General features: G+C 68.1%; 23 protein-coding genes. 14 read left to right on the forward strand and 9 right to left on the reverse strand.

Annotated features, from left to right (window positions below):
• Both Y710_RS17445 and Y710_RS17450 read right to left on the reverse strand, forming a co-directional pair.
• Nucleotides 1-1,054: DUF222 domain-containing protein (locus Y710_RS17445; RefSeq protein ID WP_062368030.1), on the reverse strand; the 1,054-nt coding region annotated here is incomplete at its 3' end.
• A 104-nt stretch (nucleotides 1,055-1,158) separates the two neighbouring features.
• Nucleotides 1,159-1,779, reverse strand: a complete 621-nt coding sequence (locus Y710_RS17450; protein WP_039867849.1) for a phosphoribosylanthranilate isomerase — start codon at nucleotides 1,777-1,779, stop codon at nucleotides 1,159-1,161.
• Nucleotides 1,780-1,889: 110 nt separating this feature from the next.
• Between Y710_RS17450 and Y710_RS17455 the strand changes: the two genes are divergently transcribed.
• The 9 genes from Y710_RS17455 to Y710_RS17495 all read left to right on the forward strand — a co-directional run bounded on the left by Y710_RS17455 (nucleotide 1,890) and on the right by Y710_RS17495 (nucleotide 11,572).
• Complete coding sequence (locus Y710_RS17455; RefSeq protein ID WP_006897545.1) at nucleotides 1,890-2,507, forward strand: TetR/AcrR family transcriptional regulator; 618 nt, start codon at nucleotides 1,890-1,892, stop codon at nucleotides 2,505-2,507.
• 50 nt (nucleotides 2,508-2,557) lie between these two features.
• Entirely contained in the window at nucleotides 2,558-3,715 is a 1,158-nt protein-coding gene (locus tag Y710_RS17460; protein ID WP_006897546.1) for an acyl-CoA dehydrogenase family protein, read from the forward strand.
• 37 nt (nucleotides 3,716-3,752) lie between these two features.
• A complete protein-coding gene (locus Y710_RS17465; RefSeq protein WP_006897547.1) occupies nucleotides 3,753-5,153 on the forward strand; it encodes a YibE/F family protein in 1,401 nt (466 codons plus the stop codon).
• Nucleotides 5,154-5,200: 47 nt separating this feature from the next.
• A complete protein-coding gene (locus Y710_RS17470; RefSeq protein ID WP_006897548.1) occupies nucleotides 5,201-7,456 on the forward strand; it encodes an MMPL family transporter in 2,256 nt (751 codons plus the stop codon).
• A gap of 9 nt (nucleotides 7,457-7,465) precedes the next feature.
• A complete protein-coding gene (locus Y710_RS17475) occupies nucleotides 7,466-8,086 on the forward strand; it encodes a TetR/AcrR family transcriptional regulator (protein WP_045536895.1) in 621 nt (206 codons plus the stop codon).
• Nucleotides 8,087-8,187: 101 nt separating this feature from the next.
• Nucleotides 8,188-8,889: a hypothetical protein gene (locus Y710_RS17480; RefSeq protein ID WP_231875777.1), complete on the forward strand. Its 702-nt coding sequence runs from the start codon at nucleotides 8,188-8,190 to the stop codon at nucleotides 8,887-8,889.
• An 8-nt stretch (nucleotides 8,890-8,897) separates the two neighbouring features.
• The gene (locus tag Y710_RS17485; RefSeq protein WP_062368024.1) at nucleotides 8,898-10,439 is read left to right on the forward strand and encodes a serine/threonine-protein kinase; all 1,542 of its coding nucleotides are present in this window, start codon (nucleotides 8,898-8,900) and stop codon (nucleotides 10,437-10,439) included.
• Nucleotides 10,440-10,556: 117 nt separating this feature from the next.
• Nucleotides 10,557-10,718: a hypothetical protein gene (locus Y710_RS18975; RefSeq protein WP_006897552.1), complete on the forward strand. Its 162-nt coding sequence runs from the start codon at nucleotides 10,557-10,559 to the stop codon at nucleotides 10,716-10,718.
• On the forward strand, nucleotides 10,715-11,572 hold the full coding sequence (locus Y710_RS17495; protein WP_082781352.1) for an SDR family NAD(P)-dependent oxidoreductase: 858 nt from the start codon (nucleotides 10,715-10,717) through the stop codon (nucleotides 11,570-11,572). The genes Y710_RS18975 and Y710_RS17495 overlap by 4 nt, the downstream gene beginning before the upstream one ends.
• A gap of 22 nt (nucleotides 11,573-11,594) precedes the next feature.
• On the opposite strand, the gene Y710_RS17500 is transcribed toward Y710_RS17495, so the two are convergent.
• From Y710_RS17500 to Y710_RS17510, 3 genes are all read right to left on the reverse strand, one after another.
• Entirely contained in the window at nucleotides 11,595-12,443 is an 849-nt protein-coding gene (locus Y710_RS17500; RefSeq protein WP_006897554.1) for an alpha/beta hydrolase, read from the reverse strand.
• 4 nt (nucleotides 12,444-12,447) lie between these two features.
• On the reverse strand, nucleotides 12,448-13,227 hold the full coding sequence (aqpZ, locus tag Y710_RS17505) for an aquaporin Z (RefSeq protein WP_006897555.1): 780 nt from the start codon (nucleotides 13,225-13,227) through the stop codon (nucleotides 12,448-12,450).
• 74 nt (nucleotides 13,228-13,301) lie between these two features.
• Entirely contained in the window at nucleotides 13,302-13,715 is a 414-nt protein-coding gene (locus tag Y710_RS17510; RefSeq protein ID WP_006897557.1) for a hypothetical protein, read from the reverse strand.
• Between the two features lie 112 nt (nucleotides 13,716-13,827).
• On the opposite strand from Y710_RS17510, the gene Y710_RS17515 reads away from it, so the two are divergent.
• The 4 genes from Y710_RS17515 to Y710_RS17530 are packed head-to-tail and all read left to right on the forward strand — an operon-like array spanning nucleotide 13,828 to nucleotide 17,387.
• Complete coding sequence (locus Y710_RS17515) at nucleotides 13,828-14,799, forward strand: pirin family protein (RefSeq protein ID WP_006897558.1); 972 nt, start codon at nucleotides 13,828-13,830, stop codon at nucleotides 14,797-14,799.
• On the forward strand, nucleotides 14,796-15,248 hold the full coding sequence (locus tag Y710_RS17520; protein WP_006897559.1) for a MarR family winged helix-turn-helix transcriptional regulator: 453 nt from the start codon (nucleotides 14,796-14,798) through the stop codon (nucleotides 15,246-15,248). Before Y710_RS17515 ends, Y710_RS17520 begins: the two co-directional genes overlap by 4 nt.
• The gene (locus Y710_RS17525) at nucleotides 15,245-16,003 is read left to right on the forward strand and encodes a pirin family protein (protein WP_006897560.1); all 759 of its coding nucleotides are present in this window, start codon (nucleotides 15,245-15,247) and stop codon (nucleotides 16,001-16,003) included. Before Y710_RS17520 ends, Y710_RS17525 begins: the two co-directional genes overlap by 4 nt.
• Before the next feature lie 28 nt (nucleotides 16,004-16,031).
• Complete coding sequence (locus Y710_RS17530) at nucleotides 16,032-17,387, forward strand: dipeptidase (protein ID WP_062368025.1); 1,356 nt, start codon at nucleotides 16,032-16,034, stop codon at nucleotides 17,385-17,387.
• Nucleotides 17,388-17,421: 34 nt separating this feature from the next.
• Here the strand turns inward: Y710_RS17530 and Y710_RS17535 are convergent, their stop codons facing one another.
• The 4 genes from Y710_RS17535 to Y710_RS17550 form a co-directional block, all read right to left on the reverse strand.
• Nucleotides 17,422-18,285 (reverse strand): serine hydrolase, encoded by an 864-nt coding sequence (locus Y710_RS17535; protein WP_006897562.1) that lies wholly within the window; start codon nucleotides 18,283-18,285, stop codon nucleotides 17,422-17,424.
• A gap of 179 nt (nucleotides 18,286-18,464) precedes the next feature.
• A complete protein-coding gene (locus Y710_RS17540; RefSeq protein ID WP_006897563.1) occupies nucleotides 18,465-19,382 on the reverse strand; it encodes a serine hydrolase in 918 nt (305 codons plus the stop codon).
• A gap of 14 nt (nucleotides 19,383-19,396) precedes the next feature.
• Complete coding sequence (locus Y710_RS17545) at nucleotides 19,397-20,845, reverse strand: serine/threonine-protein kinase (RefSeq protein WP_039867852.1); 1,449 nt, start codon at nucleotides 20,843-20,845, stop codon at nucleotides 19,397-19,399.
• Between the two features lie 53 nt (nucleotides 20,846-20,898).
• On the reverse strand, nucleotides 20,899-21,549 hold the full coding sequence (locus Y710_RS17550) for a TetR family transcriptional regulator (RefSeq protein ID WP_051999675.1): 651 nt from the start codon (nucleotides 21,547-21,549) through the stop codon (nucleotides 20,899-20,901).
• A 209-nt stretch (nucleotides 21,550-21,758) separates the two neighbouring features.
• Between Y710_RS17550 and Y710_RS17555 the strand changes: the two genes are divergently transcribed.
• The gene (locus tag Y710_RS17555; RefSeq protein ID WP_062368026.1) at nucleotides 21,759-22,835 is read left to right on the forward strand and encodes a ferredoxin reductase; all 1,077 of its coding nucleotides are present in this window, start codon (nucleotides 21,759-21,761) and stop codon (nucleotides 22,833-22,835) included.

A 22,835-nucleotide genomic window follows, 5' to 3' on the forward strand; every position in this document is an offset into this window, starting at 1 on the left:
CCGCCAGGTGCGGCACAGCCTCGGCGGCGAGCCGCACGAGTTCGCCGATCGGGATGCGGGTGCCGGTGGCAGCCAGGGCGATTCCGGCGTGGCCGGCGAGTTCTTGATCGGTATCGGTGATGACCAACTCCGCCGGTATCCGACTCGGTGCACCCAGCCCGCCGTGGGCGAGAACGTAATCACACAGGGCCAGCAACGCATCGTGTGTGCGCTGAGCGGCACTGCGCAGATCCCGCCCCCGCGCCGCCGCCAAAGCCTCGGCGTCAATGCCGTCGGCGTCAATGGTTCCAGTGGGTGAGTCGGGGTCGGCGGGATTGTTCATCCCGGGCGCGGCCCAGGCGGTCAAGATCACCTCGAACTTCGCCCGCAACTCCGGAGTAATCGCGCCACGGACTCTGCTCATCAACTGGCGGTCTTGCGGGAGGATCGTGATTCCGCGTTGGCGTTGCCGGTCGACGTGATCACTCTCCTGACCGTCCGGATCCAGATGGGCGAGCAGGCGGTCACCGACCTTGCCCAGATCATCCGGATTCAACCCGGCGGCAACGTCGGCCAACTCCGCCTCGGCACGCGCTTTGACCTCCGGCGAGATACAGCCCGGTACTTTCGCCAGCACCGCAGAGATCACCAACGCGTGTTCGGCGCCGACAGTCCCGGCCGCCACCGCTGCGGCGGTCGCAGGCTTCCGCGGAGGCAGAGTCTGCCCTTGAAAGTTGGAGAACTCACCGATCGCCTCGGCCATCCGCAGCCGTCGGCCCGCCTCGCGGGTTCCCAGCCGCAGCCCTTGCGAGAGGTACTGGTGCGGATTCAGATAGCCCGCGGTGCGGTGCGCGTTGCGATCGGAGACCTCCACCAGCAGCGCAGCGGAGACGCCGTCCCAGCGGCGCCGAATCCGTTCGGCGATCTGCGTGTGCGCCAGCAGTTCCGGTTCGGTCTCCGGCGACAGGGAGGTCTCGGCGAGTTTGACCGCCGCGGCATCGATCAACGCCAACAACTCTGAAGGCCGGTCCGGCAGCGCGAGACCAGTGACACCTGTAACGATCGAAGCGCTCATCGCTGCCACCTCCCCCGAGTGTTTCAGCTGGTCAAGCCGTCTTTACCTGACTAACTGAAAGCTATCACCCGGGCGTGACAGAGATCACTGACGGCCGGCACGACTCACCTTCGCGACTTCGCCGCCTCGACGAACCTGCTGATCGCGGCCAGATCCTTGACGCCCGGCGCGGACTCGACGCCACTGGACACATCGACACCCCACGGGTGCGCTTGAGCGATCGCGTCCGCGACGTTGTCCGGAGTGAGTCCGCCCGCGAGCAGCCACTGGCCCGACAGTCCGCGGTCAGTGAGCATCGACAGATCCCAGCGCTCCCCCGACCCCGGCTTCGGCGCATCGAGAAGCAGCCGCTCCTCCCCGTACGCTCCGACCGTCAACGGCGGCTCGTGCACCAGCGATGTCGCGCGCCAGATCCGGCCGATCCCTTCCGCCGCCGCACGAAAGTCCGCTTCTCCGTAGCGACGCCCGTGCAGTTGCAGAACGTCGAAGCCGAGGTCGACGGCCAGGGCCGCGGCATCGACCGCGGGCTTGTCGTTGACGACGAGAACGATGTCCAGGCCGGGCCCTCCCGCGCTTCGTCCAGCGCGCACCACCGCGCGCGCCCGGTCGCGATCGACGGCACGGGGACTCGTCTCGTTCATCACCACACCGATCGCATCGGCTCCGGCCGAGACCGCCGCACCGACAGCATCCTCCGACGTCAGGCCGCACACCTTCACGTACATGCCGTCCATGCTAGCCACCGGGCGATTAGGTGACCGGCCGGTAACCCGTGCTACAGTGCGATAGAAATAAGCGATCGCTTAGAAATTTCCCGGCGGAGCGGAGGTCAACCATGGCGAAGCACTCGGCCGTCGACCCCGACGAACCGACGACCAAGTCCGAGCAGACGCGCAAGCGTCTCCGCGAGGGCGCGATGGCGTCCTTCTCCGAACTCGGTTTCCACGGCACGGGAACCCGGCACATCGCGACTGCCGCGGGAATGAGTCCCGCCGCGGTCTACGTGCACTACAGCTCGAAAGAGGAACTGCTCTTCGAGATCTCGCTCGCCGGCCACGAGGCGATCCTCCGGATAGTGCGCGATGCCGCGGCGGGCACGGACGATCCCGTCGAGCAGTTGCGCCGCTTCATTCGCGAGTTCGCGATGTACCACGCCGACCGGCACGTGAGCGCCCGCGTGGTGAACTACGAGCTCCGCGCACTCGAGCCCGACCACCGTGCGCAGATCGTCGACCTGCGCAAGCAGATCGAAGACGTGCTCGCGGCGATCCTCCACCGCGGCATCGACCAGGGAGTCTTCGACACTCCCGATCCGCGGATGGCGGCAGTTGCGATCGTCGGCAGCAGCGTCGACGTGGCCCGTTGGTTCCGCGACGGCGGCACCTGGTCGACGACCCAGGTGGCCGACTTCTACGCGGACGCCGCACTCCGCATAGCCGGAGCCAAGTCCTGAAACACCCGCAGCCCTACCCGCTGTGACCCATCGAAGAAGGAGGTGGCGCGATGCGCCGCGAAATCTACACCGAGGACCATGAAGCTTTCCGGGAGACGATCCGGGCGTTCATCGAATCCGAGATCGTGCCCGTCTACGACGAGTGGCTCGAGAACGGCATCGTGCCGCGCGACTTCTACCTGAAGATCGGCGAGCTCGGCGTCTTCGGCATCGAGGTGCCCGAGGAGTACGGCGGCGCGGGCGTGGACTCGTACAAGTACGAGGCCGTCCTGACCGAGGAGATGGCCCGCGCCGGCGTCAGCCTCGGCGGCTCCGCGGCACACATCCCGCTGTGTCTCCCTTACCTCCTCAAGCACGCCAACGAGGAGCAGAAGAAGCGCTGGCTGCCCGGCATGGCGTCCGGCGAGACCATGTTCGCCATCGCGATGACCGAGCCCGGCACCGGCTCCGACCTCGCGGGTATGCGCACCACCGCGAAGCTCTCCGAGGACGGCAGCCACTACGTCCTCAACGGCGCCAAGACCTTCATCACCGGCGGCGTCAACGCCGACCGCGTGATCGTCTGCGCACGCACCTCGGCTCCGAGCGAGACCGATCGCCGCTTCGGCATCACCCTCCTGGTCGTCGACACCAAGTCGGAGGGCTACGCCGTCGGACGCAAGCTCGACAAGCTGGGTCTGCGCACCTCCGACACCGCGGAGCTGTCGTTCACCGACGTCAAGGTCCCCGTGGAGGACCTCCTCGGCGAGGAGAACCAGGGCTTCTACTACCTCGGACAGCACCTGCCGCGCGAGCGCCTCTCGATCGCCGTCGGCGCGTACGCGCAGGGTGCGGCGGCGATCCGCTTCGCCAAGGAGTACACGCAGGAGCGTCAGGTGTTCGGCAAGCCCGTCGCCGCGTTCCAGAACACCAAGTTCGAGCTGGCCGCGTGCAAAGCGAAGGTCGACGCGATGGAAGCGGTCGTCGACCGCGCACTCGAGGCCTACGACAAGAACGAGCTGACCGCCGCCGATGCCGCGTCCGCGAAGCTGTTCTGCACCGAAGCCGCGGCCGACGTGATCGACCGCTGCCTGCAGCTGCACGGCGGCTACGGCTACATGAACGAGTACCCGATCGCCCGCCTGTACGCCGACAACCGAGTCAACCGGATCTACGGCGGTACGAGCGAGGTCATGCGCTCGATCATCGCCAAGGACATGGGTCTGTAAGGGGACATCCGACCTCCGACGCTCTAGTCTCGGGCGCGTGAGCCATCGACTGCCCGAGCCGGAGCCGAGAGACGACCCACCGCCGCGTGCGGAGCGACGCCGAAAGGCCGACGTTCCGCACGCGGCGGCGCATTCCGGCCATTCGCACGGCCATCATCACGGCGGCGGCGACCTCCCGGGCCAGCTGACTCGCTACGCGAAACCGGTGGTGATCGGACTGCTGTCCGTCGCCGCACTCGCGGTCGGCATCGGGATGATCGTGCTGTGGCCGGGCCACGCCGACCGCCCGATTCCCATGCAGTTCCGATCCGCCACGGGCGGTCCGATCCAGGTGTCCGATGCCGAGGTGATCTCGCAGATCAAGGCCGACTGCTCGTCACCGGCGACGGGCGTGGCGTCCGCGGAGTTCCCCACCGTCCCGACCACCGGTGGCCCGTGCCGGGCGTCGATCCTCAAGCTGACGTCGGGCCCTGACTCCGGGCGCTACACGGTCCTGATGATCGCGACGAACGCCGCTCAGTCTGCGGACGTCCCCGGTGCGCCGGCGGCCGACCCAGCCACCGCAGACGAACCGCAGCCCGGGCAGCCCACGCTTGAGAAGGGCGACGCGATCCGCGTCAGTGCGATGCCTGGCCCGGACGGCCGCGCCCGCTACGGCTTCTACGACTACCAGCGGGGAACCGGCATCATCGTCTGGGCCATCGCCTTCGTGCTCGCGATCATCGCCGTCGCGACGTGGCGCGGCGCCCGCGCGATCGTCGGTCTGATCGTGGCCTTCGTGGTCCTCGGCTTCTTCACTCTGCCATCGATCCTCGACGGGCATTCCGTGGTCGGCGTGGCGGTGGTCTCGGCGGCCGCGATCCTGTTCGCCGTCCTCTATCTCGCGCACGGCTTCAATCTGCGGACCAGTTCGGCTCTGCTCGGCACCCTGGCCTCACTCGTCCTCGCGACCGTCCTGAGCCGTCTGGCGATATCGACGATGAGTCTCACCGGACTGTCGGCCGAATCAACCGCCAATCTGCAGTTCTACCAGGGCACCATCTCCCTCAACGGACTGCTGCTGGCCGGATTCGTGATCGGCACCATCGGAGTCCTCAACGACGTGACGATCACCCAGGCGTCGGCGACCTTCGAGCTCGCCGCGATTCCGGGACAGACCCGCCTCGGCGCATTCCGCTCGGCGATGCGCGTCGGGCGGGACCACATCGCCTCGACGGTGTACACGCTCGTCTTCGCCTATGCGGGCAGCGCCCTGCCCCTGCTCCTGTTGTTCTCGGTGGCGGCTCAGCCCTTCAGCTCACTGATCACCAGCGAGGAAGTCGCGATCGAACTGGCGCGCGCCTTCGTCGGCGGCATCGCTCTCGCGGGCAGCGTGCCGCTCACCACCGCGATCGCCGCGGCACTTGTGAGGCCGGGCGCACAGGCAACGGAGAAGTGAACGAGTTCACCTTGCACGGAAAGTGGTACTGACTAACAATCGTTAGCATGTCATCGATTCTCTACCGCGTCGGACGGTTCTCATTCCGGCACAAATGGTGGGTGCTCGCCACCTGGGTGGCCGCGCTTGTGATCGTCGCGGGAGCCGTCGGCGCACTGCAGCCGAAGTTCGCGCAGGACTTCGACCTGCCGGGCACGGACGGCGGCGTCGCGATGGAGCAGCTGCAGGAGAACTTCCCCGCGCAGAACAAGCAGCAGGAGGAACCGTCGACGATCGTCGTCGTCGCGGCGGACGACGGTCTCGCCCGCCATGCCGACGAGATTCAGTCGCTGGTCGCCGACCTCAAGACGCTCGACGAGGTTGACGCCGGGACGGTCTTCGACCCGCTCGCCGTCGCGGCCGCTAAACCGGAGATGGCCTCCGCCGTCATCGGCGACGGCGGCAAGATCGGGCTGATCAGCGTTCACCAGAAGATCAATCTGATGGACGTGGACGTCGCGACCAAGAATCAGCTGCTCGACGTGCTGGAGAAGCATCGCGGCGACGGCCTGAAGGTCGAGGCCACCGGCGGCGTCATGTCGGCGCAGGAGCCCGCGGGCAAGGCCGAGCTGATCGGCTTCGCCATCGCCTTCGTCATCATGATCATCGCCTTCGGCGCGCTCATCGCGGCCTTCATCCCGTTGGTGACCGGCATCGTCGGCGTCGGACTCACGATGATGCTGGTGACTCTCTCAGCCGAGGTCCTCTCCATCAATCAGGCCGCCACGGCGATCATCACCATGCTCGGAATCGCGGTCTCGATCGACTACGCACTGTTCATCGTCTCGCGCTACCGGTCCGAAGCCGCGCGAGGCGGTGACCGAGCCGACGCCGCGGGCCGCGCCGTCGGCACCGCCGGATCTGCGGTCGTCTTCGCCGGCCTGACGGTGATCATCGCGGTGGCCGCCCTGATGGTCATCGGTATCCCGATCATCACCCAGATGGGCCTCGGCGCGGCCGTGGCCATCCTCGTCGCCGTCCTGGCCGCGCTGACCTTCATTCCGGCGCTGCTGGGCGCCTTCGGTCGCTTCGCCTTCACACCCCGGATTCCGTGGATCAGGCACGCCGAGGAATCGAAGGACTCCGACTCCCTCGGAGTCAAGTTCGGCCGGACTCTGGTCAACAAGCCGATTCCGTTCGTCGTCGCCGGCCTCGCGATTCTGATCGTCGCGGCCATCCCGATCAAGAACATGACCCTCGGTATGGACACCGTCACCGACGACCAGGTGGCCGGACAGGAGTTGATGGCGAAGGGCTTCGGCGCCGGTGTCGCAGGTCCGCTGGTGGTGGTGATGCACACCGACGAGGGCACCATCGACGCGGCGGCGAACACCGCCGTCGCCAAGATCAAGGCGCTGCCCGGCGTCGCGGCGCCGGAAATGGTGTCCTGGACCGGCAATGGCCCGTCCCCGCAGAACCCGAACGCGGGCGCGGATTCGGCGATGATCATCGTCACGCCGCTCAGTTCGCCGTCCTCGCCGCAGACCCACGACCTGGTCGAGGCCATCCGCGACACCTCCGGGGCGGTCGAGGCACAGGGAGCGGAGATTCATGTCGGCGGCCAGACGGCGATCATGTCCGATCTCTCGGCGAAGCTCGACAAGGCACTGATCCCCTACCTCGTCGTCGTGGTGGGTCTGGCCTTCCTGATCATGATCGGGGTCTTCCGCTCCATCTGGGTTCCGCTGATCGGCACCATCGGTTTCGTGTTCTCGATGCTGGCGACGTTCGGCATCACCACGGCCATCTTCACCGACGGCACCTTCGGCCTGATCGACCACACCAAGCCGCTGCTGTCGTTCCTGCCGATCTTCCTGATCGGCGTCGTCTTCGGCCTCGCGATGGACTACCAGGTGTTCCTGGTGACCCGCATGCGTGAAGAGTTCATTCACGGCATGAGCGCGAAGGACGCGATCGTCGCCGGCTACCGCCACGGCGCCCGCGTGGTGGTGTCCGCCGCAGTCATCATGATCAGCGTCTTCGCCGCGTTCATGCTGTCGCCGGACACGACCGCCAAGATGATGGGCTTCGCCCTCGCGATCGCCGTCTTCTTCGACGCCTTCCTCGTCCGAATGGTCATCGTTCCGGGCCTGCTGGCGTTGCTCGGCAACCGCGCGTGGGGTCTGCCCCGCTGGCTCGACAAGCTGGTCCTCAACTTCGACATCGAAGGCGAGAAGGTCCGCGACCGCGGCCTGCCCTCGACCGAGACACCGGTGGCGGTGGGCGGCAACAGCCCCGAGCCGAGCCCGAGCGGGACGGCATAGAGTACGGACATGAACGACAATCCGACCGCCGCGGCCCCGAGGACCTCCTCGGGGCCGCGGCCCGGTTTACGCGAACGCCAGAAGGCCCGGACTCGGGCCGACATCCGGGCGGCAGCACTCGAGCTCTTCGACCGGAACGGCTACGAGGCGACCACCGTCGCGCAGATCGCCGAGGCGGCGAATGTCTCGCACACCACGTTCTTCCGCTACTTCCAGTCGAAGGAACAGGTCATCATCAGCGACGACCTGGATGACGAGCGCGACGCGATCCTCCAGGAGATCCCCGCCGGTCTGAGCCACTTCGGTCTCGTCCGCGAACTCATCACGCGGATGTACCGGATCGCGGAGAAGGACGAGTGGGCGGCCAATCCCGAACGGCTCCGGATTCTGCACAGCGAGCCGAGCCTGCGCGCGACGTACCAGTTCGAGTCCGACCGCGTGATCTCAGCGGCGACCGACTACTTCGCCGACTATCTCGGCGTCGCGCACGACGATTTCCGGCTCCGCGTGTTCGTCTCCGCAGTCTCCGGAGTGATGTTCCATCTCACCGACATCACCCGCACCGGCCTGGCCTCACTCGACGAATGCCTCGCAGCCCTCGACCTGATGGAGCAGGGGCTGCCGGTCTGACGGGTCGGCTGGGGGTCGGCTGATGGGGCTCCGGCTACCCGGTGCGGTCGGCGCCCCGCTCGAGACCGGTATCTCGGCCGCGTCCGCAGTACGCTGAATCCGTGGGTGGCGTGATGGGTGCGATCGGACACTACTGGTGGTTGATCTTCGTCTTCGGCGGAACGATCGGCGGTGCCGTACGTGCGCTCGGGGCATGGAACGAGCGTCGCGCCGAGCGACGGCTCGAGCGCTACCGCCTGCGGCAGGAGGCCAAGGTCGCGCTCGCCCGGGCCCAGAGCCGGGCCCGGGTGGATGCCGAATCGCTCGAGCGCGATCTGCGTCGCGCGGTCACCGAGCACCAGACCACCGACGATCGATGGTTCGGGTACGAGACGGATCTGGCGACCATCCTCGACTACCCGATGCTCGTCGACCTGCGCGAACCGCTGACCGCGGAGTTCCATCGCGCGCGCAGCCGCGCCGAACTGCTGCGTCCGTCTCCCGACGACACCTCACCCGAGGCCGTCGAACGCTATCGCGACGCCGTCCACGATTACGCGACAGCACTCGACGTGGCCGAGAAGGAGGCGCGCAGGCGCAGGCGCGGCGATTTCAATCCGGCCGAGCAGGAACGTCTCGCCCGTGCCCAGCGGCTGCTGAATCTGGCGGGCGACGAGGCTGCGAGTCCGCAGGAACGACAGCAGGCTTATGCTCGGGCGCGGCGGGAACTCGACGGGCTGATCGACCTCCCCGCGGCCGGCGCCGCGGAATTGGAGCAGCGGCTGCGCGTCGCATTGGAGGGACCGGCCCGCCCCGACAGTTGAGGACGCCGATGACCAGTGCTGACCGATCCGATTCGACCATCGGGCCGTATCGGCTCGTCCGACTCCTCGGCCGCGGCGGGATGGGCGAGGTGTACGAGGCGATCGACACTGTCAAGGACCGGACGGTGGCACTCAAACTCCTACCTCCCGGCCTCGCCGGCGACGACGCCTTCCGAGCGCGCTTCATGCGCGAATCACAGACCGTCGCCAGGCTGAACGACCCGCACATCATTCCGATCCACGACTTCGGTGAGATCGACGGTCGGCTCTTCCTCGACATGCGGATCGTGCACGGTCGCCACCTCCGCGCGCGGATCGACGACGGTCTGCGCGATCCCGGCCTGGCCGTCCATGTGATCGAACAGGTCGCTGCGGCGCTCGACGCCGCACACGCCTCCGGTCTGCTGCATCGAGACGTGAAGCCCGAGAACATCCTGCTCGACGGCCGGGACTTCGCGTACCTCGCCGATTTCGGACTCGCCCAAGCCGCCGGTCAGACTCGTCTCACGTCGACGGGAATGGCGATCGGTTCGTTCGCATACATGGCGCCCGAACGGTTCGGCTCCGAGACTCCGGTCAGCCCGCGCAGCGACGTGTACGCCTTGGCATGTGTCCTGTACGAGTGCCTCACCGGTTCCACGCCCTATCCGTCGACGAGCATCGAACAGGTCATCGCCGGCCACCTGAGCCGTCCGGTGCCACCGACGGGCACACCGTTCGACGCCGTCATCGCCGCGGGCACCGCCAAAGACCCGGCCGACCGAATCGCGTCCGCGGGTGCGTTCGCCGCTGCCGCCCGAGCGACCCTGACCGGGCAGCGCCCCGCGGCGCCGATCCCCGCGGCACCGATTCCCGCGGCACCCATTCCCGCGCACGCGCCGACAATGGTCGCTCCGAAACCGGTGCCGACACCGACGACCGCACCGCGATCGAACCGCGCCCGAAACGGCGTCATCGCCGCCGGCGTGGCCGCCGTGGTCCTCCTCGCCGCTGGGACGATCGCCTGGCTCTACTCGTCTGGAACCGGCGGTCCCGATACGGCCGCGGCGACCAGCACCCTCAAGCCCGCGCCGGTCACCCAGACTGCGACGGTCGGAGGCACGGGGACGGTCGGAGGCACGGGGACGGTCGACGGCACGGGCGATCGATCGGAGTCCACACTGACCGAATCGGCTCACGCGGAGCCGACGCCGGTCGACGAAGTCAGTCCCGTCCCCGGCCTCGGCGCCGGAGATCTGGGCCTGCCGACACCCATCAGCCGGCCGTCGTGCAACGGGCAGGCCGTCACCGTCGTCTACAACGCGGTCACGCCGGGTGCATATGCGGCTGAGATCGCCGCGGCGCTCACCCGGTACCCGGGTGCCTCCTATCTGCGTACCGATCACTCCTGCGCATCGCTCAAACAGTCAGAGAACGGGAACCCCGTCTACGCCGTCTACTACCCCGGTTCGTCACCGGCCGCCGCATGCGCCACCACCTCGCGCCTCGGCGGCGGAGCATACACGCGACGTCTCGATGACGTGACGCCCGTCGGTACCGACATCTGCTGAGGAGTCAGCGCGTCACCGATTCACCGGAACCCGCCACGACCTGCGGCGATGCACACCGGCCCGACTCGAGTCGCCGACCGGTCGAAGGCGTTCACCTTGAGGCGTTACCATCCTGCTGTGCTGGAAGATCTCAACAAGAAGGCCAAGAAGGCCGGACTCCACGTCGCCGACGCGAAGAAACGTGACCGTTACAGCATCCGAAAGGTCAAGAACGGCAAGCTCGTGGCCAAGAATGTCGACGCCGAGGAAGCTCTCCGAGTCATCAAGCAGTACAAGTGAATCCGATGTTGCACGCCGTCCGTAGCGCCCTGTTGAATCCGCCGCAGACCCTCGATGAACTCCGGCACATGCTCGGTGGGCGGCAGCGCGACCTGCACGGCGCCACCGTCGTCATCACCGGCGCTTCCTCCGGGATCGGTGAATCCGCGGCGCGGCTGTTCGCAGCGCGCGGCGCCACGGTGATCACCGTCGCACGACGGCCCGATGCTCTCGACGCGGTATGCGACTCCATCACCGTCGACGGCGGCACGGCCTTCCCGGTCACCGCGGACCTCTCGGATCCCGACGACGCCAAACGCCTCGCCGACGAGATCCTCGCGCGGTTCGGCGTCCCCGACATCCTCATCAACAACGCGGGGCGCTCCATCCGCCGATCAGCCCTCGACACGGTGGAGCGCTTCCACGACTACCAGCGCACGATGGCCCTCAACTACTTCGGGCCGGTCCAACTCGTTCTCGGTCTGCTGCCCGCGATGGTCGAGGCCGGGCGCGGACACATCATCAACGTCGTCACCTGGGGTGTCAGTGCCGGCGCGATGCCCAAGTTCAGCGCGTACCACGCGTCGAAGGCCGCGCTGGCCGCCTTCGGCCGGTCGCTCGACGCCGAGTGCCGGGGCACCGGAGTGGCTGTCACCAATGCCGGTTTCCCGCTCGTCCGCACTCCGATGATCGCACCGACCGCCGACTACGCCGACGCCCCCGCTCTGACCAGCGATGAGGCAGCGGCCTGGCTGATCCGCGCCGCCGACACCCGGCCCGCGGAACTCTATCCCCGGTACGCCCTGGTGCTGCGCGCCGTGGCCGCCGTGTCACCGCGGCTGGCCGGTCGGCTGACCGCCGGTCTCGGAATCTGACGGCTCGCGCGGCCCGCGTCGGTCAGTCGGGCGGCGTCCGGCCCTCGGGACGGTGCGCTGCGATCCACTCGGTCACATCGCGCAGAACGGCGTCGTGCTCGGGCTCGTTGAAGATCTCGTGTGCGAGTCCGTCGTAGATCTTCACTGTGACGTCGCCGCCGGCGAGCCTCCCGACCATTCGGGTACCCTCCGGATTCGCGAGCCTGTCGCCGCCGCCGTGCAGCGCGAGCGTCGGCGTCGTCAGACTCGGCAACCGATCCGGGAATGTGGCCATCGTCGAGATGAGGGCGCCCCCGAGACCCGCCGGGATCTTCCCGTGCCATACCAGCGGATCGGCCTCATACGCTGCGACCACATTCGGATCGCGGCTGACCGCCGACGCGGGCAGTGCGGTAGCCGGCAGTCGCGGCACCAGCCTGCCGATCACCGGGGCCAGCCTGACCATGAAGCCGGGGAGATCGTCGCCCGGCACGAGTGCGGCCCCCGACAGCACCAGCCCGTCCAGAACGCCGGGATGCTCGAGCGCGTAGTCGAGTGCGATCGCGCCGCCCATGCTGTGCCCGATCAGGAAGGTGGGGCCGTCGCCGCGGTCGGTCTGCTCGATGACCGTGTGCAGGTCGCTGGTGAAGTCGCGGAAGTCCGTCACCCCGAGCCGTCTCCCGCCCGATCTGCCGTGTCCCGCATGATCGGGAGCGACGACCACGTAGCCGAGGTCGGTGAGCCTTTGCGCGACGTGCCGATAACGTCCGGCGTGCTCCCCGAGACCGTGCGAGATGATGACGACGCCCACCGCCCCGGACTCGGGACGATGGACGTCGTAGACGATCGAGACGCCGTGGACGCCTGCCACGGACAGCGTTTGAGATCTCACTCCATCATTCTGCGTTACGCCGAGTGCCGACCGCGAGCTTTCCGTTCTCGAACAGCAGCGGATACAGCACGCCGCCGATCAGGCCGCCGATCAGCGGAAACACGAAGAACGCCCACAGCTGGCCGGGCGCGCCGTCGCCGTTGAAGAACGCCACACCCATCGACCGCGCGGGATTCACCGAGGTATTCGAGATCGGGATCGAGATCAAGTGGATCAGGGTCAGCGTGAGGCCGATCGCCAACGGGCCGAAGCCCTTCGGCGCGCGACCGTCGGTGGCGCCCAGGATGACGATGATGAAGAAGGCGGTGAGCAGCACCTCCGCGATCGCGACCGCGGCCAGAGAGTAGCCGCCGGGAGAGTGATCGCCGAAGCCGTTCGCCGCCATGTTTCCGGTCGCGTCCCAGCCGGGCTTGCCCTGTGCGATACCGAATATCGCGGCACCCGCGATCAGACCGCCGACGAGCTGCGAGATCCAGTATCCGGGGACGTCGCGCCACGGAAGTCGCCCGCCGACTGCGGCCCCGAGAGTGACGGCGGGGTTGAAGTGCCCGCCGGAGATGTGACCCACCGCGTACGCCATGGTGACGACCGTGAGACCGAAGGCCAGTGCGACGCCGAGGAAGCCGACGCCGACCTGGATCTGCATCACGTCGCCGCTGTCGTTGGTGGCGTCCGCGACCTGTTTTGCGGCGAATACCGCGGTACCCGCGCCGCCGAATACGAGCCAGAATGTTCCGAACAGTTCAGCCAGCCATTTGGCCGGAGTGGAGACGGATTCCGTCATAGGGCCCTCCTCGTTCGATGTCCCCTTGTCGGGCGACACTACGAGATCTCGGCCACAATCGGACGAATCGTGTTTCAGCTGAGACCAATTCGCGATGCGATGCCCCGGCCCATCGCCTCGATCGTGTGCCCCGCGTTCTCGATCATCTCGATCGGCCGGAACGCCGGTTCCGCCACGGCGACGATGGTCTCGACACGTCCGACGACCTTCTCCAATCGCACCACCACGGCGGCCATCCGGCCGACGGTCTCGTCGACCTTCGAGAGGGTGGTGTTGAGCTCGTCGAGGGTCACGTTGAGCTTCTCGATCGTGGAGTCCAGACCGTCGATCGTCTTGCCCATCGAGCCGAGCACCGGCCCGACATCGCCGAGGATGCCCTCTACCTGATCCACCGTCTGATCTGCGTTGAGAGCGGCCTGAGCCAACTTCCGCAGACGCTGACGATCTCCGCCGCGGGACGGGCGGTCGACGATCGGATTGATAGCCATGACTGCGAGTATGACGGGTTCTTCGCGGAGATGGAACAAATCTCGGCACGATGGCGTTTCAGATGAGTGAAGTCGTTCAAATCTGAACTACTCATCCGATCAGGAGGACGCCATGCCCGCCGTCACCGCAGACACCTCGACCCTGCCTCGACTCTCGGAGACCACACCGACCAGCACCGACCGCACCGTCACCGGCATCACCACCGGCCCCCGCGGCTACGAGGGCGAGGGCTTCCCGGTGGTCCGCGCCTTCGCCGGAGTGCCCGCGCATCGCCTCGACCCGTTCGTTCACATGGACCAGATGGGCGAGGTGGAGTACGAGCCGGGCGAGCCGCGCGGCACCGACTGGCATCCGCATCGGGGATTCGAGACGGTCACCTACATGATCGACGGCCGTTTCCAGCACCAGGATTCCACCGGCGGCGGCGGGCTGATCGAGAACGGCGCCACCCAGTGGATGACGGCGGGCTCGGGCATCCTTCACATCGAGACCCCACCGGCGGAGCTGGTCGAGTCCGGCGGTGCCTTCCACGGCATCCAGCTCTGGGTGAACCTGCCCGCAGCCGACAAGTTCCTGACCCCGCAATACCAGAACCTCGAGGGCGGACAAGTCGAGTTGCTCGCCTCCTCCGACGGCGGCGCACTGGTGCGCATCATCGCCGGCGAGATCGACGGCCACCACGGTCCCGGGTCCACCCACACACCGATCACCTTCGCCCACGCAACCGTCCAGCCCGGGGCTCGGCTGTCGGTGCCCTGGCGCACCGACTTCAACGCGCTCGTCTATGTTCTCTCCGGGCGCGGTCGGGTCGGCGCCGAACAACGCCCCATCGAGGGCGGACAACTCGCGGTGCTCGGCGCCGGCGATCGGATCGCCGTCTCAGCGGACGCCGCTCAGGACTCGAACCGCCCGGCTCTGGAGGTCCTGCTGCTCGGCGGTCGGCCCATCCGCGAACCCGTCGTCCAATACGGACCGTTCGTCATGAACACCCGGCAGCAACTGATCGAGGCGATGGAGGACTACCGGGCCGGACGATTCGGCCTCATTCCGCCGAACGCCCTGATGCCGCACGTTGCACGATGACCGATCCAGCCGCCCGGGCGGCGTGGCGACTGTTCATCGAGAACTCCGCTCGACTGCAGACCGAACTCGACCGGCGACTGCGATCGTCCGCGGGCATGTGTCTGGCCGACTATCACGTGCTGCTCCTGCTGCACGAATCTCCCGACCGCCGACTGCGGATGAACGAACTCGGTCGGCGCATGGTGTTCTCCGCGTCGCGGCTGTCGTATCAGGTGGACGTCCTCTGCCGTCGCGGCTGGCTGCGCCGGGAGAACGCCGCCGAAGACCGTCGCGGCAGCTATGCGGTCATCACCGAGGACGGTGCCGCGGTATTCGAGGCCGCGGCACTCGTCCACGCGGCCGACGTCGACGAACTGTTCTTCCATGCCATCGGCGACGGCGACGCCGCCGCGCTCGCCGGTGTGATGCGCCGCCTCGCCGACCACCTCGACCGAAATGAGAACCGATGACTGTCACCGTGATTCCCGCCGCCGATCGCCATTTCTGGGCCAACGAATGGCTCAGCTCCCGGCAGTCGTTCCCGGGAACGGGCAACTTCGACATCTTCGCGAACGCACACGGCGTGCTCGCGATGCACAACGACGACGTCGTGGATCCCGGCGAAGGACTCGACGCCCATCACCACCAGAACATGGAGATCGTGACCTGGGTGGTCGAAGGCTCGCTCATCCATCGGGATTCGCACGGTCACACGGTCACTCTCGAAGCGGGTCAGGCCGGAGCCATGACGGCCGGGCGGGGCATCACCCACTCCGAGCGCAACGCCGCCTCGCGCGCGTCGGGGCGACGCCTGCGGGTGATCCAGATGTGGGTGCCACCGCATGCCGATGAACTGGAACCCGACCACGGCTACCGCGACTTCGGCTCCCGGCTTGCCGCGGGCGACCCGGTGGTCGTGGCGTCCGGACGACCGCAGCACGCCGGATCCGACGCGTTGACGATCGCCAACAGGTACGCCGCCCTGCACGTCGCGCGCCCGCGTCCGGGACGGGCGATCACCCTGCCGGCCGCCCCGTTCGCCCACCTGTTCGTCGTGCGCGGCGAGGTCTCCGCGAGCAGCCGCGAGCTCCCCCGGGCCCCGATCGCCGAAGGGGACGCCGTGCGGTTCACCGACGGCGGCGAGGTCACGCTGGAAGCGAGCACCGACGCCGAGATCCTGTACTGGGAGATGCACGCGAGCTTCGACGCGGCTCGTCCGGCGTGAGAACGGCCCGCGTGCCATCCTGGATGACATGAGCCTCGTGGACCTCACCCCGGAAACTCTGGCCTCCCGCGTCGACGACCTGATGGATCGCGCTCGCGCCGACCTGGCGCAACTGGTCGCGTTCCCCTCGATCCACATCGATCCCGCTCGCGCCGATGCGAGCCGGGCCAGCGCCGAATGGGTGGCGCGGGCTTTCTCCGAGCTCGGCTTCGACACCGAGGTCATTGTGACCTCCGACGGCTCGCCCGCCATCGTCGGTCATCGCGCCGGCCCCGCAGGCAGTCCCACGGTAGCCCTCTACAGCCATCACGACGTCCAGCCCGCGGGCGATGAATCCTTGTGGCGGACACCGCCTTTCGAACTCGTCGAGGACGGTGGACGGTGGTACGGGCGCGGCAGCGCCGATTGCAAGGGAAACGTGGTGGCTCACCTCACCGCGCTGCGTGCCCTCGGCGACGGGGCCGCGTGCAACGTGCGGTTGATCATCGAGGGCTCGGAGGAGGCCGGGGGCGAGGGACTCGATGAACTCGTCCGCACCCGCCCGGACCTGTTCGACGCCGACCTGATTCTGATCGGCGACACCGGGAACATCGCGGTCGGTGTCCCGACCCTCACCACCAGCCTGCGCGGCGTCGTGAACGTGAAGGTGACCGTCTCCGCTCTGGAGAACGGCGTCCACTCCGGAGCTGCGGGCGGCCCCGCGCCCGACGCGATGGCGGCGCTCGTCGCCGGACTCGCGTCGCTGCGCAACGCTGCGGGCGACACCACGATCGACGGCCTGCGCAGCGACCAGAAGTGGGAGGGCTTCGCATTCACTCCCGAGCAGTTCCAGGAGACCGTCGGCGCACTGCCCGGCACCGAGGTCCTCGGCAGCGGCACGCCTGCCGACATGGCGTGGGCCCGCCCCGCGGTCACCGTGATCGGGCTCGACGCTCCGAGCACGGACGAGTGCGCTGCGGCGATCATGCCGACCGCCGCGGCGATGCTCAACCTGCGCGTGCCGCCCGGCACCGATCCGCGGGAGTCGTACGAGTTGCTCGTCGCTCATCTGCGCAAGCACATCCCGTGGGGTGTGCGCGTGGAGTTCGAACCGGACGCCTTCGGGGGTCCGTTCTCCGCCGATCCGACCGGTCCGGGCTACCGGCAACTCATCGATGCGATGTCGACCGCGTACGACGGTCTGCCGGTGCAGTTCTCCGGTCAGGGCGGATCGATTCCGCTGTGCACGGTGCTCGCCGAAACGGTGCCGCGCGCAGAGATCGCGCTGCTCGGAGTCGAGGAACCGATGTGTGCGATCCACGCTCCCAACGAGAGCGTCGACCCCGGCGAGATCCGTCGCGCGGCCCTCACTGAGGCGATTCTCTTGAGTTCGTTCGGTCGCTGAGCCGCCCGGGGACACGCCGGGGACGCAGCCGGGTTCAGCGCACCGGATTCGCAGCCGGCGGGCACTGCCCGGCCGGCATGTTCTTCAGGTTTCGCTGCACCCAGTCGCCCAGGCGAGTCAGCATGGCGGCACCGTCCTCGAAACGTCCGCTCGCGGGGACGGCCACCAGGCTCACGCCGACCCGGCCACGAGGCGTGGTCGCGACCGCGAGTTGCCGCACGACGTACTTGCCGGTCGCGTCCGACACCGGGCCCCAGCCGCCCTTCACTGCCGTCTGAACGCCCTTCTTCCCGTTCGCCAGCCCCCACCGCTGATTCGGTCCCACCGAACTCATATAGGCGAGGAGCGGATCTGATCCGGCCAGGCAGGGCAGATTCGCCGCGAACACCGATTGATCGGTGGTCGCCCACTGGGTGGCGCCGGGATAGCTCGCGGGGCGGCTCAGCTCGGACGAGATCCGCGTCCGAGAGTCACCGCCCTCGCGCAAGACCGCACTGACGGCGTCGATCGCCTGTCGCGTCGAGCCGAGTGAGTCCCAGATCGCCTCGGCCGAAGCGTTATCCGAGTCTCGGATCGACTTGGTCTCCATCGGCTCGAGGCCGGCGACGTGGGCCCGTTCCGCGGCCACCGCAACCGGCGCCTTCAGCGTCGACCACGCCCGCGCCGTCCGCACCGTTCCGAAGAACAGCGGCTCACCGGTTCCCGTCGCGGTGACGGCGAGACCCACGCGCCCAGGATTCGCCTTGACGATGCTCTTGCTGAGCTTGTCGAAGCTCTTACCCAGGTCGACCGGCGGCGGCGGACTCGGAATCCCCGGAATCGCGGGCAACGGCGGAAGCACATTCGGCAACGGCAGCGGCGGTGCGGCCTGCGCCACCCCGCTACCCGCGGCCGTCACCGCAACCGCCGCGCAGACTGCCGCACACCATCGAACCATTCGCAACACAAGCACCTCTTGCAACATTGACAACTTCAGTCACATTAGTGCAGGGCAATCGCCACCGACAGCGTCGTACCGCAGACGCAATCGCAGCGTTGCGGACGTGTTACCGGGGCGGCGGTGTCAGACGGCGGAAGTCACGAGGGGCACCGTCCACCGGGCAGCGCCCCGAGGTGCTTCGAGAGCCACTGGGCGACACCGTCGAGCACCTGGGTTCCGGGCTCCATCGATCCCGCCGACGCCTGGGTGCTCATCGCGACCCCGACCTGCCGGCCGTCGCGCAGCGTGAGCAGACCGATCTGGCGGACCAGGTAGCCGCCGGAGACACTCGGTCCCCAGCCGCCCTTCACCGCGGTCTGGCGGCCCGGTACGGACTCGAGCCCCCATTGCTGGTTACCGGCGACGTTCCGCATCAACGAGACGATCCGCCCGGTGTCGGGCAGGCACGGCAGATGCGCCGAGAACACCGCCGCATCCGCCAGACGCCACGTGGTCTGCCCGAAGACCGTGAACTCCGGGCGCAACCGGCGCGAGGGCACCGTGGTGTGTTCGTCGCCCCCTTCGCGCAGTACGCGCGTCACGGCCGCCGCGGCCTCCGCCGGCGACCCCAGCGACGCCCACAGGGATTCAGCGGCGGCGTTGTCGGAGGCCACGATCGCGGCCGTCTCGGCGTCACTCGGCCCGTTCTTCCGCTGCGCGGCAACAGCCAGAGGCACCTTGATCGTCGACCACGCGACCTGCGGTGACTGGTCACCGAAGGTCATCGCCGCACCGCCGCCGACCGGAACGAGAGCGAGCCCCACGGGAGCGGCCAGCGTCTTGGCCATCGCGTCGAAGCTCGCGGTCAACGCCGCATCGGTCGTCGCCGCCTCGGTGCGCGACGCCGGGCCGACCGGGTCGGACGACGCAACCGGTGAGCCCGCGGTCTCGGTCACCACGACGGTGGCCACCGCGTGTCCGTCGCCGTCGGACGTCCCGCACGCCGCGGTCGGGACCAGGCACGCCACCGCAGCCGCCACCGCGGCCGCCCGGCGTACCGCGGTCCGCCTCGTCACCGTGATCCGCCGAGTCAGAAGATCACCACCACTGCGTTGTTGCCTCCGCGGCACACCACTACTCCATCCTCTGGATTGCACGACATCGTGTAGCTGCGACCGGTCACCGGGCTGTCCGCCACCACGGTGCGAGCCTGTCCCTTCGGCCCGGCCGCGAGATAGGCCGACTTCACGTTGAACGCGAACTCACAGCTGGTGACGCTCGAGGCGACGCCCACCTCCGAATCGCAGTTCGTGGTACCCGGCGGAGGGGTGGCCGCGACAGTGGTCGGCGGCACGGTGGTGGTGATGGTGGTCGACGACGGTGTCGCGGTCGTGCCGGCGCCGCCGGAGTCACGGAAACCGAACCAGTAGACACCCAGACCGATCAACGCCAGCACCAGCAGACCGATCAGCGCCCCGAGCACGACGGGCAGCGCGCGACCGTCGCCGTTCGGCTGCGGCGGATAGTACTGCTGGGGTTGGGAGAACTGGGGCTGCGCGAACTGGGGCTGGGAGAACTGGGGCTCCGGGTAGGCCTGCGATTCCGGCAGCGGCGCCGTCTGCGGGCGGGCCCCGAGGACCGTCGGATCGTAGGCTCGAGGACCCGTCTGCACGGACGTGGTCGGCGCGGACGCACTGTCCGGCCAATGCCCCTCGAGCGCGGCCCGAGCGGCCGCGGCCATCTGTCCCGCCGAACCGAATCGCGCTGCGGGATCCTTCGCCAGACCCCGAACCACCACGGCGTCGAGCTGCGGCGACACCGAAGGCGCCGACTGCCGGGGCGAGGGCACCTCGTTCATCACGGTGGCCCGCACGATCTGGCTGACCGTGGCCCCCGGGAACGGCGGCTTGCCGGTGAGTGTCTCGAAGAGCACCGCGGCGAGCGAGTACACATCCGACATCGCACCGGACGGAACACCGTCGAGTTGCTCCGGCGCCATGTACGCGAGCGATCCGATCGCGGTCCCGGCCTGAGTGAGCCGCGTGTCCGCCGCCTGATGCGCGATGCCGAAGTCGACGAGGTAGGCGAAGTCGGTGGCCGTGACGAGGATGTTCTCCGGCTTCACATCGCGGTGCACCAGTCCGACCGAGTGAGCGGCGTCGAGCGCCTCGGCGATCTGCGAGATCAGCCCCACCGCGTCGGCGGGCGCCATCGGGCCGGTCCGACGCAGCCGCGACCGCAGATCCTCGCCGTCGACGAGCCGCATGTCCAGGTAGAGGACGCCGTCGATGGCACCGTAGTCGTGAATCGGAATGATGTGCGGCTCGCCGAGCCGTGCGACGGCCTGCGCCTCACGCCGGAAGCGCTCCTCGTACGTCTCGTCGCCCGCGAAACGCTCGTGCAGCAGCTTCACCGCCACCTCGCGGTCACGCACCGTGTCGTACGCCCGGTACACCTCGCCCATGCCGCCGTACCCGAGAAGAGCGTCGAGCCGGTAGGGCCCGAACTGCGTGCCGACCCGAGAACCCTGTTGTGCCATGCGGACCATCCTTCCTCATCCCTCCGACAGGGCGTGCCGGGAAGGTCCGGATCTCAGTGAGAGGGCCTCCACGCCGACATGCCGAGGAAGACCATCACCAGTTGTTTCTCGGCGCGTTCGACCAGCGCGCGCTCGGTGGACTCCCGGCCGTCGCCGTCGAGAAGCTCGGCCACCGTGGTCATCATGATCGTGACGATCAGATCGGCGGCGACTTCGAGATCGTCCACGCCCCAATCGGCGAGCGCGGGAACACGGGCCAGGTCGATCGCCAGTTCACGCGAGAACAAGCGCAGCTCGGTCGCGATCGCCCGGCGCACCTCGGCGACGCCGCCGTGGCGTTCACGCACCAGGAAGCGGAACTGCGCCTCGTCGCCGTGGACCTTCTTCAGCAGGGTCGACAGCGACTCGCGCGCGGTCGGCATGCCTCGCCCGGCCAGATCCCGTCTCGCCTCCCGCAAGGCGCCGCGCAGCACCCGCATGGCGTCTTCGACGAGTGTCACGCCGAGGTCTTCCATCGACGCGAAATGCCGATAGAACGCGGTGGGGACGATGCCCGCCCCGCGCGCCACCTCGCGCAGGCTGATGCTTCCGAAAGAACGGTCGTCCACCAAGTCGATCGTGGTGTCGAGCAGCGCCTGCCTGGTCTGCTCCTTCTTCTCCGCACGACTGCCCCCGGACCCCGGCCGCGACCGCTTCGCGCGCACCTTGCGCGGCGTCGTGCCTGGTGAGTCGGGAGAGGAAGTCACAAACCCGAGTCTAGGCGGTCGGGATCGGCGCCCGGTCCCGCGGTGGGCGAGCGCACGTGACGGCAGACACACCGGCAATGCCTTGACACCCCGGCGCGGTCATATGTCATGCTCGTTTGTGTACAGACGTTCACTGAAAGTGAACGACGATCCTCAAAGGAGGAACGATGGCCAGCAAGATCGCCCGCCTCGTCGAGACGATTGTCGAGGCGACCGCCACCCCGTACCCCGTCGATCGTTACCTGGAACTGATCGATCCGATGATCACCTGGCGCGACACACGCGCCAAGGTCACCGACGTCCGCCTGCAGACCGACCGATCGGTCACCCTCACCCTGCGCCCCACCCGCCAGTGGTCAGGCCATCGCGCAGGGCAGTACATCGAGGTCAGCGTCGTAGTCGACGGCGTCCGCCACCGTCGGTTCTTCTCCCCGGCCAACGCCGAGCAGAAGGCCTCGGAGATCGAGTTGACCGTGACCGCGCACTCCGGCGGCTTCATCTCCCGCTACCTGCGCGAGCAGACCCGCCCCGGGACGGTCCTCACCCTGAGTTCGGCCACCGGAGAGTTCGTCCTCCCCGACGTCCGCCCCGACCGGACCGTGCTCGTCAGCGGCGGCAGCGGGATTACACCTGTCCTCTCAATGCTGCGGACACTGATTGTCGAAGGACACGACCGCCCGGTCACCTTCGTGCACTATGCGCGCACACCGGAGGACGTTCCCTACCGCGCGGAACTCGACGCGCTCGATCGCACCCTGAACCACGTTGACGTGCGACTTCACTACACCCGCACGGATACTCCCGAGCACTTCCACGACGACCACTTGGACGGCGTCGCCGACGTCGACGGTGCACAGGTGTTCCTGTGCGGACCCCCGGCCCTGATGAACGCGGTTCGCGAGTACGCGGACCGGCGCGACCTGGCCGACCGACTGCACACCGAAGCATTCACCGTCGACACCTCGCCGGTGCTCGACCCCGACCAGCCGATCACCGGCGACGTCACTTACACCGCGTCGGACGTCACCACACCGAACGACGGTCGCACGCTGCTCGAACAGGCCGAAGCGGCCGGGCTGCGTCCCGAATACGGATGCCGCATGGGCATCTGCTTCTCCTGCACCAAGGTCCGCAAGACCGGGTGCACCCGAAACATCCTGACCGGAGAGCTCGACTCCGAGCCCGATCAGCACATCCAGATCTGTGTCAACGCCCCCGTCGGCGACGTGGAAATCGAGGTTTAG

Origin of the sequence: Gordonia sp. QH-12 (assembly GCF_001578675.1) — a bacterium.
Classification (GTDB): domain Bacteria; phylum Actinomycetota; class Actinomycetes; order Mycobacteriales; family Mycobacteriaceae; genus Gordonia; species Gordonia sihwensis.